Raw genomic sequence first — 12,373 nt, 5'->3', positions numbered from 1 at the left:
CTAGAGGATTGAAGCAAGATGGCCGAAATTTTTACCCCTTTTCTCACCGCATTCATTCTGGCGTATGCCCTACGCCCTGTTTGCCTGTGGCTTGAGCAGCATCGCTTACCTCGAGCGCTAGCCGCTTTGGTCAGCATGTTGATTGGGCTATGCCTCATTTTCTTCATTCTGAGCCTGCTCGTGAGTCTCCTTAAGTATGAAATCCCCCTAATTAAGGCCCAATTGCCTGATTGGATTGCCAACACTCAAGCGTGGCTTGGCCCAAAACTCAGTGAACTGCACATCAACCTCGATTGGGGATCTCTGAAGACTAGTGCCACCCAAAAAATTACCGAGCACATTAATGACAATGCAGACAGCTTAATGACCTCCGCTATCAACACTGTGTTAATGTCCGGCAGCTCAGTCATTGCAGGTTTTGTAAATGCAGTGCTAATCATTTTTGTGATGTTTTATTTGTTAATGGATTGGAATCATTTTTTTAGACTTGTAAAAGGTCTGGCTCCTGTTCGCGCTCAAGAAACTATTCATCACCTCGCCATGCATACCGATGGATTGCTTTCACAATACTTGCGCGGCATGTTGATTGTCATCTCCATCATGGCAATTTATTACAGCGCAGGTTTAAGTTTGATTGGCGTTAAAGGTGCCGCAGCGCTTGGCGTGTTTACCGCACTCATGATTGTGATTCCGTATATCGGCATTACCCTAGGACTTACGCTTGCAGTCTTATCTGCCCTCCTCCAATTTGGCCCAGGCACCGAAATTGTTGGCGTACTGATCTTGTTTGGCATCGGGCAATTCTTAGAAGGCTTCTTCCTAACGCCACGCTTGGTTGGCGAGCGCATTGGCTTGCATCCAGTAGCAGTCTTGTTTGCTTTGCTGTTATTCGGCAAGTTATTTGGCTTCTTTGGCGTCCTACTCGCATTGCCTATCAGTGCTGTCAGCCTGGTCTTAGTTAAGTACCTCTGGTCTATCTATACACAAAGCGCTTGGTATCAAAAATAAATTTGGCAGTAATGAATACACCTCCGCTTCCAAAACAATTTGCATTAGATATCAGTTACTCACCTAAAGCGAGTCTAGGAAACTATCTCCCAGGAAACGATCTCGCGCTGATATCTGCCCTACAAAATGTAGAACGCTCATGGAAGAATTCTGCAAACGAAGGCTCCGACAACCCATTAAATCAGCGCTGGATTTACTGGTGGGGTCCGGAAGGATCTGGACGTACACATTTGCTAAATGCAATTGGTAATGCGGCAGAGCATGCGGACATAGAACATATTGCACTGACAGCATCAGAACCCGCATCCTGGGTTCGATTGGAGGAAAACATTAGTGCGCTCGCCCAAACTAGCACTCCATCAGCTATTACTGTGGATGATGTAGACCAATTGGATGATCGTCTGGTGGGGTCCTTATTTCGAATTCTGAATCATGTTCAAGCGAGCAAAGCCATTCATATTTTTATGGCAGGTAGTGCTGCCCCAGCAAATTTGAAGCTTCGTGAAGACCTGCGAACCAGACTAGGCTGGGGTTTAGTGTTTCAAACCCAGCTTTTGGATGATGATGAGAAAATACAGGCATTAGGCGAGGCAGCCAAAGCCCGTGGGCTAGTTTTATCGCCCGATGTGTTGCCTTGGTTATTAAGTCGCTTCTATCGAGATATGCCCAGCTTAATGGCCTTGGTCGATGCTTTAGATGCCTACTCTTTAGAAACAAAACGTGCTGTAACTTTGCCGCTTGTACGCGAGCTCTTGCAGCCTAAATAATTAATTAGATATTCATTCGTGACTCAGTTAGCCCTTTTTGATTTAGACCACACCCTATTGCCCTGCGATAGCGATTATGAATGGGGCCAATTTTTGGCTCGCATTGGCGTTGTTGATAGCGAATACTACGCACGACAAAATGAACGCTTCTATCAGGACTACAAAGATGGCAAGCTCGACATTCATCAATTTCTACGTTTTGCTTTAAAGCCACTTTCTGAGCACTCGCGCGCTCAACTCAAAGAATGGCATGACGCCTTCATGAAAGAAGTCATTAACGGGCAACTCCGACAAGAGGCGCTAGATCTAGTTAAACGCCACCAAGATGCTGGTGATCTCTGCTGTGTAATTACCGCCACCAATAGTTTTGTAACGCGTCCAATCGTAAAATGCTTTGGCATTGAACATCTCATTGCTACTGAGCCAGCAACTGCGGGCAACCAGCCTTTGGCTAATTACACTGGCGAAGTCAGCGGCATCCCCAATTTTCGAGAAGGCAAGATTCAGAACCTACATGATTGGCTAGCTTCTCAAAAGCTATCACTGGATACACTGCCGTACAGTTATTTTTATTCTGATTCGATGAATGACCTTCCCTTACTTGAAAAGGTTAGCCATCCTGTCGCCACCAATCCAGACGATCGCCTTCGCAATGAAGCCAAGCAGCGTAACTGGCCCATTCTTGAATTGTTTGCATGATCACTAAATTTATCAAACGCATTTTGCGACGTGACCCGATGGTCAAGCACGCACACGCAAGTAATACCAGTGCGCCAAAACGTATTCCCAAAAAATCACATCGCATTGATCCCCACTTACTTTCTAAGAATGCAGTCAAGGTAACCCATACTTTGCAACAGGCAGGTTACGAGGCATTTATTGTTGGTGGCGCTGTTCGCGATCTTGCTCTTGGAATTAGCCCAAAAGATTTTGACGTTGCGACCAATGCAACACCAGACCAAGTGCAAAGACTATTTCGGAAAGCCCGTCTTATTGGTCGTCGCTTTCAGATTGTGCATGTAACTTTCTTTGGCAAAGGTCATCCTGAAATCATTGAAGTATCGACCTTCAGAGCCTTGCTGGATAATGCTGGAGACCATGTAGCAGAGAGCGGTCGTATTCTGCGTGACAACGTCTGGGGATCGCAAGGCGAAGATGCGGCAAGACGTGATTTCACAATTAATGCCATGTATTACGACCCATCCTCCGAGACTGTGCTCGACTATCACGGCGGTATGGCTGATATGCAAAAGAAAACTTTGCGCATGATTGGTGACCCAGCCAAACGTTATCGCGAAGATCCTGTACGCATGCTTAGAGCGGTTCGATTTGCTGCCAAGACTGGTTTTGAGTTGGATAGCGCTACGCGCGAACCAATTGCAAAACTCGGCCAATTATTAAACGACGTTCCCTCGGCCAGACTATTTGATGAAATTCTTAAACTCTTGATGTCGGGCTACTCTTGGCGAGCAATCCAAGGCTTAAAAGAAGCAGGGCTCCATCACGGCTTACTACCATTACTTGATCACATTTTGGATGAGGGCGAAGACTCCAAAGGAGCAAATGATTTTGTAAAGCTTGCTTTGGCAAATACGGATGAACGCATTCAATCAGGAAAAAGTGTTTCCGCTGGGTTTTTATTCGCTACCTTGCTTTGGCCTGATTTATTGAGGAACTGGAAAGCCAACTCCAGCAAAGGCATGACCAACATCCCTGCTCTTCATGATGCTATGGATGACACGATCGCCACCCAAAGTAGCGGCATGACCATTCAAAGACGCTTTGAGAGTGATATGCGTGAGATTTGGTCCATGCAGCCGCGCTTTGAGAGACGTGTAGGTCGCTACCCCTTCCGCTTAATCGAATCCCCACGCTTTCGTGCGGGCTATGACTTTATGTTGCTTCGTTGCGCTACCGGGGAACTAAACCCAGCAATTGGTCAGTGGTGGGCAGACTTCATTGCGGCAGACCCAGCCGGGCAGGACGAGCTCATGGCTAGCGCTAAAAATGAATCCGGAAATACAGCCAGCCCAGTCAAAAGACGACGTCGCAGAAAGACAAAATCTGTTGCGCCTCCAGAGGGAGCGGCAAGCTAAGCAAACTTAGTGAAATTTCAGTAAAGTAGTTTCATCACTAGTTTGGAACTCTATGGCACGGGCATATATCGGATTTGGCGGCAATATTGGCGACACGCGTCAGCTCATTACTGATGCCATTGTTTGCCTGGCATTGCGCTCTGAACTCCAAATTATTGCAAAAAGCTGCTTTTATCAAAGCGCGCCGGTTGAAGCCACTGGTGGTGACTATATCAATGCCGTTATTGAAGTTGAAACTGAACTATCACCTTACGGCCTGTTGCATGTTTGCCAAATGATTGAACGAGAATTCGGTCGTGAGCGCCCATATGCAAATGCTCCACGTACCCTTGATCTCGATATCCTCTCATTTGAAGGGGTGACTCAAAATGAGACTGAGCTAATGCTTCCTCATCCCAAAATCATTGAGCGCTCATTTGTACTCCTCCCCCTCCTGGAGATAGCCCCCGAAATATTCTTGCCGCAGTGGGGCGAGCTCAAAGCCTATTTACCCAATGTTGCTCACCAAAGAATTGAAAAACTCCCCTGTAGGAACTGTAATTGCGGGGAAAAAGACGTTTATAGCCAATCGGCACATTAATTCATTAAACTCTCGCCATGGGTTACTTACAAGGCGATAAGCCAATCACAATCACCAAGCTCCTCGCTATGCATGCTGAGGGTGAAAAAATTTCTATGCTTACTGCATATGATTCAACTATGTCTGCGCTGTTGAATCGCTGTGGGGTTGAGTCTATTCTGATTGGTGACTCATTAGGCAACGTCATTCAAGGACATTCCAGCACAACTCCGGTGACCGTAGAGCAAGTTGCTTATCACACCGAGTGCGTAGCCCGCGCCAACACCCATGCTTTTATTATTGCCGATCTTCCTTTCGCAAGTTATGGAGATCCAGTACAGGCACTAGATTCGGCTGCAATCTTGATGCGTGCAGGCGCAGATATGGTGAAACTAGAAGGAGGCGGTGACTGGCAAGTGGATGTGATTCGCCACTTGGTAGAGCGCAGCGTTCCCGTTTGTGCACACCTAGGTTTATTGCCACAGTCCGTTCACGTCTTGGGCGGTTATAAGGTACAAGGCAAATCTAAAGATGCCGCTAGCGTCATGCTCGAACAAGCACTTGCTTGCGAGGAAGCTGGTGCACAAATGGTTGTACTCGAAGCGATTCCTTCATCTCTAGGAGAAAGAATTACTAAAGAACTGCACATACCAACGATTGGTATAGGTGCTGGCCCAGATTGCTCTGGTCAGGTATTAGTGCTTCAGGATATGTTGGGCATTAGCCCAGGTAAGCCACCTAAGTTTGTCAAAAACTTTATGGATGGTCATCACTCTGTAGAGGCCGCTATTAAGGCTTACGTACGAGAAGTGAAGTCCGGGAAATTCCCCGGACCAGAGCATGGCTTCGCTGGATAATTACCAGCTAGCCGATACATCAATTTCTAGCTAAAGAAACTCTTTACACCATCAAACCAGCCCTTTTGCTGAGGGCTATGTTTGTCGCCGCCAGATTTCAGACTTTCATCAAACTTTTGCAGTAGCTTCTTTTGATCATCGGTCAGTTTTACTGGAGTCTCTACCAATACGTGCACGAAAAGATCACCCACTAAGGTTGAGCGTAAACCTTTAATACCTTTATTGCGCAAACGGAATGTCTTGCCCGTTTGCGTACCTTCTGGAATCTCAAACTCAACACGTCCTGCAAGAGTTGGCACTTCAATCTCACCACCAATAGCTGCGGTTGCAAATGAGATTGGCATTTGGACGTGCAGATCACTGCCATCACGTTCAAATACTTTATGAGGCTTTACGCGAACCTCAACATAGAGGTCGCCAGATGGGCCGCCGTTAATACCTGGCTCGCCGTTACCAACCGAACGCACGCGCATGCCATCGTCAATGCCTGCCGGTATTTTGATTTCGAGTGTTTTTTGTTCTTTATGCTTTCCGGTGCCATGACAAGTTTTGCAGGGCTTTGGAATGTACTCGCCGGTGCCGCGGCACTTAGGGCAAGTTTGCTGCATGGAGAAAAACCCTTGCTGTACACGCACTTGACCATGACCATTACAAGTGGTGCAGGTCTCAGCCTTGGATCCCGGCTCTGCGCCAGTACCATGGCAGGGCTTGCAATTACTCCAACTTGGTACGCGAATTTGGGTCGTATAACCCTCAGCTGCTTGCTCCAGCGTAATGTCCATGTTGTAACGTAAGTCCGCGCCTTTATAGACCTGTGGCCCAGATTGGCGACCGCCGCCTTGCCCGAAGATATCGCCAAAAATATCGCCAAACGCATCAGCAAATCCACCGCCGCCGAAACCGCCGCCGAAACCGCCACCCATAGACGGATCAACACCAGCATGACCGTACTGATCGTAGGCAGCTCGCTTATTGGGGTCAGTTAAGGTTTCGTAGGCTTCCTTAACTTCTTTAAATTGAGCTTCAGCCGTTTTGCTATCCGGATTGCGATCTGGATGATGTTTCATCGCCATCTTGCGATAAGCCTTTTTTAGCTCTTCGTCGCTGGCACCTTTTGATACACCCAGCACCTCATAAAAATCGCGTTTACTTTTAGGCACGACCTATTCCTCTCAACAACCTGAATGACACAAGTCGGCACGAGGCCGACTTGTTATTTAAGTACATCAAAACTACGCCAATGAATGTCTGATTTCAGAATTACTTCTTATCATCAACCTCTTTAAAATCAGCGTCAACAACATCTGCATCAGGGGCTTGGCCAGGAGCTGCACCGCCTGGAGCTGCACCAGCAGCAGCGCCACTAGCTTTAGCTTGCTCAGCAGCCATGACTTTTTCGCCCAGCTTTTGACTTGCTTTACCCAATGCCTCTGTTTTTGCTTCAATCGCTTCTTTGTCGCTACCTTTGATAGCTTCATCCAAGTCCTTGAGAGCGGCTTCAATCGCTTCTTTTTCAGAGGCTTCTAAGCTGGCACCATGCTCTTCCAAAGCCTTCTTGGTTGAGTGAGCCAATGCATCAGCAGTATTGCGGGCAGTAACCAGCTCTAATGCTTTCTTATCTTCAGCAGCATTTGCCTCAGCATCTTTAACCATGCGTTGAATTTCTTCTTCGGTCAAACCAGAGTTCGCCTTGATGGTGATCTTATTCTCTTTGCCTGTGTTTTTGTCTTTTGCAGTTACATGCAAAATACCGTTGGCGTCGATATCAAAAGTCACTTCAATTTGTGGCATGCCACGTTGTGCTGGAGCAATACCTTCGAGATTAAATTCACCGAGCAACTTGTTAGCAGCAGCCATCTCGCGCTCACCTTGGTAGCACTTGATGGTTACCGCAGGCTGGTTGTCTTCCGCAGTGGAGTAAACCTGTGAATGCTTAGTAGGAATCGTCGTGTTCTTAGGAATCATCTTGGTCATCACGCCACCAAGAGTTTCGATACCCAATGACAATGGGGTAACGTCCAAGAGCAATACGTCTTTACGATCGCCAGACAATACAGAACCTTGAATCGCAGCACCAACAGCAACTGCCTCATCTGGGTTAACGTCTTTACGCGGCTCTTTACCAAAGATTTCTTTTACTTTGTCTTGGACCGCCGGCATACGTGTTTGACCGCCGACCAAAATCACGTCGTCAATATCCGCTACATTTACACCAGCGTCTTTAATGGCAGTTAAGCAAGGACCAGCAGTACGGTTGATCAATTCTTCCACCAAAGACTCTAACTTGGCGCGAGTTAGCTTCAAGTTCAAATGCTTAGGACCGCTAGCATCAGCTGTCACGTATGGCAAATTGATTTCTGTTTGTTGAGCGGATGACAATTCAATTTTGGCTTTTTCAGCAGCATCTTTTAAGCGTTGCAACGCCAATACGTCTTTGCTCAAATCAACGCCTTGTTCTTTCTTGAACTCAGCAATGATCCAGTCGATGATGCGTTGGTCAAAGTCTTCACCGCCCAAGAATGTGTCACCGTTGGTCGAAAGCACTTCAAACTGCTTCTCACCGTCAACGTTAGCGATCTCAATGATAGAAACGTCGAATGTACCGCCACCCAAGTCATACACAGCGATCTTACGATCTGCTTTGTCTTGCTTATCAAGGCCGAATGCCAAGGCAGCTGCAGTTGGCTCGTTGATGATGCGCTTTACATCTAAACCAGCAATACGACCAGCATCTTTAGTTGCTTGACGTTGGCTATCATTGAAGTATGCGGGAACAGTAATCACCGCTTCTGTCACCTCTTCGCCGAGATAGTCTTCAGCAGTTTTTTTCATTTTGCGCAAAATTTCAGCGGAAACTTGTTGTGGCGCCATTTTTTTATCGCGCGCTTCAACCCAAGCATCACCGTTATCAGCAGCAATAATTGAATAAGGCATCAGACCGATGTCTTTTTGTACTTCAGGATCTGTAAATTTACGACCCATCAAACGCTTCACTGCATAGATGGTGTTTTTAGGATTCGTCACTGATTGACGTTTTGCTGGCGCACCAACCAATACTTCGCCATCTTCAACGTAAGCGATGATGGATGGAGTTGTGCGAGCTCCTTCAGCGTTCTCGACAACTTTAGGCGCATTGTTTTCAACGACTGAAACGCATGAATTCGTGGTTCCTAAGTCGATACCGATAATCTTTCCCATAATGGCTCCAAAAAATTAAATTGTTTGTTGTACTAATGAATATTTCGATATTCAGTACATGGGGTCAAAAAAAGGGATTTCAAGAGGCTAAATAGCAAAAAAGGCAGAAATCTGCCTTTTTTAAGCCTTTTTTTGGGGTTTTACACCCCGATTTATGCTTATTTAGGGGCGCTAACCGTCACCAAAGCCGGCCTGAGGACTCGATCAGCCACGGTATACCCGCGCTGCAGCACTGAAACCACGGTATTTGGCTCTTGCTCAGATGGTACCGAAGCGATCGCCTGGTGGTGATGGGGGTCAAATTTATCCCCAACCGCAGGGTTAATCTCCGTCATACGACCCTTCTCAAATGCGGAAAGCAATTGCTTAAGGGTGATTTCTAGGCCCTCTTTAAATGCCTTGGCATCCACTGCATCAGTACTCAATGCTGCATAGAGACTATCTGTCACAGGCACCAAATGCTCGGCAAAACTTTCAATCGCAAATTTATGCGCCTTAGCAATATCTTCAGTTGCGCGGCGGCGAATGTTTTCACCCTCAGCTTTTGCGCGTAAAAAATTATCTTGTAACTCACCAATCTTTTGATTGAGCTCAGCAATTTCTTGTTCTGGCGTTTTTACAGCCGGCGCTTCTGCTGAAGCTTCAGCAGCAGAATCTGCCGCAGGATTCTCTTGCTCTGGGGATGGGTTTTGATTTTCTTGTGTCATGGACGCTATTTTACTTTTCTCTAAAGATGGCTATTACTTTGTAATGTGGGGTCAATTAATTCAATTTCAAGACTTTGCTCTTTCAGCTAGCTCAGCCCTTTCAGCGCGCTTAGCCAATTCAGCCTCGGACTCTGTACCCAAAGACCAGCCCTGTAAATGATGATGAGCAATATCGCTCAGAGCCTCAATCCACTTAGGGTTGCTGTTAAGACATGGAATATACCGATAGTCTTTGCCACCATGCTCCAGGAAGATTTCGCGAGCTTCCATAGCAATTTCTTCCAGCGTTTCCAAGCAGTCGGCCGGAAATCCTGGGCAAAAAATGTCAATCCGCTGACAACCTTCTTTAGCCAGCTTTTCAATCGTTGGGGCTGTATACGGCTTTAACCACTCTGCTTTACCAAAGCGCGACTGGAAAGTAACAAGGTATTGACCCGACTCCAAACCAAGAGACTCACCTAATAAGCGTCCTGTTTTTAAACACTCACAGTGGTAGGGGTCGCCTTTCATCAAGTTGCGTTTTGGCAACCCATGAAATGACATCACAAAGCGATCGCCCTTAGCAAAGTCTGGACGCCCGTCTTTATCCCAGCTACTTAAAACTTGATCGCGTAATGCAGCAATATAGGCAGGGTTATCGTGATAATGCTTGACCAAGCGCAATTCAGGTTGATCACGCCAAGTGCTTAAAACACGAAAGACTTCGTCAAAGCTAGATGCTGTAGTGGTGGCTGAGTATTGAGGATACAAAGGGAGCACTAATAAACGCTCCATGCCTTGCGCCTTCAAACCCTCAAGGGCAGACTGGGTGGAAGGTTGTCCATAACGCATAGCCAAATCCACCAATACTGTATGGCCCTCATTTGCAAATTTATCACCAAGCTCTTTCGCCTGAAGACGTGAATAGTGCATCAAAGGAGAGCCTAATTTTGGCAGCCAGATGGAAGCATATTTTTTAGCAGAGGCACTACTACGAATTGGCAAAATAATGCCATTCAAAATGCACCACCAAATAATGCGTGGGATTTCCACCACTCTAGGGTCAGAAAGAAATTCTTTTAAATAAGCACGTACTGCTTTTGGCGTTGGCGCTGATGGCGTCCCCAGGTTCAATACTAAGACTGCTGTTTTAGCGGCACGTAGATGCGGGTTTGGATTCAAGATATGTTGTCTCTGGTTGTTAAATGCGTATGAATTGATGATTAGGAACTCAGCGCTCCGGACAATAATTTTGAGGTGATATCGACAATTGGAATCACTCTGTCGTAAGCCATACGAGTTGGCCCAATGACGCCAAGCGTGCCCACTATCTGCCCATCAACGCTATATGGGGCGCTGATCACAGCCAGATCCTCATATGGCAATAAATCACTCTCGCCGCCAATAAAGATCTGAATGCCATCAGCATGGCTGGATACATCAAGCAATTGCATCAGGGCTGATTTTTGCTCCAACATATCAAACATTTTGCGCAACTTATCTAAGTTAGAGCTTAAATCACCGACATTTAGCAAGCGACGTTCGCCAGATAAAACCATGTCGCCACGACCCATGTCGTAATCAGCAACACCGCTTTGCAAAGCTAAAGCCATCAACCCAGAAATATCGGCGCATAAATTGTCCAAGTCAGATTTAAGATGTAGGCGCACTTGATCAAAACTTTTACCCGCAAAATGCGTATTAATAAAGTTGCCCGCTTCAACGAGTTGATTTGGGGTGTAATCTTGAGTCGTCGGCAAGATGCGGTTTTGCACATCTCCTTCAGGCGTCACCATAATTAACAAGATCTTGCCTTCGCCTAAGCGCAAAAATTCAATGTGCTTAAAAACCTGGGCGCGCTTTGGGGTCATCACCACCCCAGCGAAATGAGTCAAGTTTGACAAAATCTGTGCGGCAGAGGTCAAAACGCGTTGCGGGGAGTCTGGTAAAAGGCCTTTTTCCACCTCCCGGGCTGCCATCTCCTCCAAGGGGCGAACAGTCACCATAGTGTCCACGAACAAACGATAACCACGTGGCGTAGGAATCCGGCCAGCAGAGGTATGAGGGCTGGTCACTAAGCCCATATCCTCCAAATCCGCCATGACATTGCGAATGGTGGCTGCCGACAGGTCTAAACCCGAGTATCTAGACAGAGTGCGGGAGCCAATGGGCTGACCCTCCTCGATATAGCGCTCGATGAGGGTTTTAAGTAGGGCGCGGGAACGTTCATCCATGGTGGAAGGGATTTTATGCCTATGGTTTAATCGTTATATGTTAAGCCCATCCCCAAATTCCACCAAGAAGGCATTTAGCCGGGTTGCGCTTGTTGGCAAATTCCACGCTGACGGCATTGATGAGCACCTTAAGGACCTTGCTAAGTTGGTCAAAAGCCTAGGTTGTAAGGTGTTCTTAGAGGCGGCTACGGCCCAACATTTGGATTTAAAAGAATTCCCCACCAAGACTGCGGAAGATTTTTCTGGAGCAATTGATTTGGTCGTAGTCCTTGGGGGCGATGGCACGATGCTGGGAATTGGTCGTCAACTGGCAGGAAGCAATGTGCCGCTGGTTGGCATCAATATGGGACGCTTGGGCTATATGACTGATATTCCCATTCAGTCGGTGCAAGATACCCTGCCAAAAATTATCGCTGGCGAATATGAAGCAGATGCTCGGACATTGCTTGATGCCGTTGTTTTGCGTAATGGCAAAGAAATTAATCGCGCATTAGCGCTAAACGATGTGGTCGTAAATCGCTCTGGAATTTCTGGGATGGTGGAGTTGGCGGTTCACGTTAATGGTTCATTCATGTACAACCAACGATCCGATGGTTTGATTGTGTCGACCCCAACTGGCTCAACAGCTTACGCCCTCTCAGCAGGTGGACCGATCTTGCATCCTCGTGTTGCCGGCATCCTGCTAGCGCCAATTGCGCCTCACTCACTTTCAAATCGTCCAATCGTGCTGCCTCAGGATTGCGTCACTAGCATTGAAGTGGTCGATGGACGCGAAGTCATTGTCAACTTTGATATGCAGTCACAAACGGATTTACAAACGGGTGACAAGATTGAAGTTCGCCAGTCTGACAAAACAATTACCCTATTGCACCCGCGCAGTCACAGCGACTACAAAACTTTGCGTGAGAAGCTGCACTGGAATGAGTACCCATCGACATTCTGATGTCGAGTTTTTTACTACGCTAATA

The 12,373-nt window shown here is 46.9% G+C and carries 12 protein-coding genes; 7 read left to right on the top strand and 5 right to left on the bottom strand.

Translation table 11 applies throughout. From position 1 onward, the window contains the following. The first annotated feature begins 18 nt into the window (after positions 1–18). Genes ICE93_RS03680 through panB form a run of 6 tightly spaced genes read left to right on the top strand, consistent with a single transcriptional unit; the run spans position 19 to position 5,287 of the window. Complete coding sequence (locus ICE93_RS03680; protein ID WP_216185713.1) at positions 19–1,008, top strand: AI-2E family transporter; 990 nt, start codon at positions 19–21, stop codon at positions 1,006–1,008. An 11-nt stretch (positions 1,009–1,019) separates the two neighbouring features. Then, on the top strand, positions 1,020–1,775 hold the full coding sequence (hda, locus tag ICE93_RS03675) for a DnaA regulatory inactivator Hda (RefSeq protein ID WP_216185711.1): 756 nt from the start codon (positions 1,020–1,022) through the stop codon (positions 1,773–1,775). Between the two features lie 18 nt (positions 1,776–1,793). Beyond that, entirely contained in the window at positions 1,794–2,474 is a 681-nt protein-coding gene (locus tag ICE93_RS03670) for an HAD-IB family hydrolase (RefSeq protein ID WP_216185709.1), read from the top strand. Continuing rightward, positions 2,471–3,871, top strand: a complete 1,401-nt coding sequence (gene pcnB / locus ICE93_RS03665) for a polynucleotide adenylyltransferase PcnB (RefSeq protein ID WP_216185706.1) — start codon at positions 2,471–2,473, stop codon at positions 3,869–3,871. The genes ICE93_RS03670 and pcnB overlap by 4 nt, the downstream gene beginning before the upstream one ends. 52 nt (positions 3,872–3,923) lie before the next feature. Beyond that, complete coding sequence (gene folK, locus ICE93_RS03660; RefSeq protein WP_216185704.1) at positions 3,924–4,451, top strand: 2-amino-4-hydroxy-6-hydroxymethyldihydropteridine diphosphokinase; 528 nt, start codon at positions 3,924–3,926, stop codon at positions 4,449–4,451. A 17-nt stretch (positions 4,452–4,468) separates the two neighbouring features. Beyond that, complete coding sequence (gene panB, locus ICE93_RS03655) at positions 4,469–5,287, top strand: 3-methyl-2-oxobutanoate hydroxymethyltransferase (protein ID WP_216185702.1); 819 nt, start codon at positions 4,469–4,471, stop codon at positions 5,285–5,287. A gap of 26 nt (positions 5,288–5,313) precedes the next feature. Here the strand turns inward: panB and dnaJ are convergent, their stop codons facing one another. From dnaJ to hrcA, 5 genes are all read right to left on the bottom strand, one after another. After that, positions 5,314–6,447 (bottom strand): molecular chaperone DnaJ, encoded by a 1,134-nt coding sequence (dnaJ, locus tag ICE93_RS03650; RefSeq protein WP_216185700.1) that lies wholly within the window; start codon positions 6,445–6,447, stop codon positions 5,314–5,316. 100 nt (positions 6,448–6,547) lie between these two features. Continuing rightward, positions 6,548–8,485: a molecular chaperone DnaK gene (dnaK, locus tag ICE93_RS03645; RefSeq protein ID WP_216185698.1), complete on the bottom strand. Its 1,938-nt coding sequence runs from the start codon at positions 8,483–8,485 to the stop codon at positions 6,548–6,550. A gap of 158 nt (positions 8,486–8,643) precedes the next feature. Then, entirely contained in the window at positions 8,644–9,192 is a 549-nt protein-coding gene (gene grpE, locus ICE93_RS03640) for a nucleotide exchange factor GrpE (RefSeq protein WP_216185696.1), read from the bottom strand. Positions 9,193–9,258: 66 nt separating this feature from the next. Further along, a complete protein-coding gene (gene hemH, locus ICE93_RS03635; protein WP_216185694.1) occupies positions 9,259–10,353 on the bottom strand; it encodes a ferrochelatase in 1,095 nt (364 codons plus the stop codon). A gap of 41 nt (positions 10,354–10,394) precedes the next feature. Continuing rightward, positions 10,395–11,405 (bottom strand): heat-inducible transcriptional repressor HrcA, encoded by a 1,011-nt coding sequence (gene hrcA / locus ICE93_RS03630; RefSeq protein ID WP_216185692.1) that lies wholly within the window; start codon positions 11,403–11,405, stop codon positions 10,395–10,397. Between the two features lie 37 nt (positions 11,406–11,442). Here hrcA and ICE93_RS03625 point away from each other — a divergent pair, with 37 nt between their 5' ends. Next, positions 11,443–12,348, top strand: a complete 906-nt coding sequence (locus tag ICE93_RS03625; protein ID WP_216185690.1) for an NAD kinase — start codon at positions 11,443–11,445, stop codon at positions 12,346–12,348. The last annotated feature ends 25 nt before the right edge of the window (positions 12,349–12,373 follow it).

Source organism: Polynucleobacter sp. MWH-HuK1 (assembly GCF_018881815.1).
In the GTDB taxonomy this organism is placed as follows: Bacteria; Pseudomonadota; Gammaproteobacteria; order Burkholderiales; family Burkholderiaceae; genus Polynucleobacter.
This window is presented reverse-complemented; position numbering and strand designations above follow the sequence as displayed.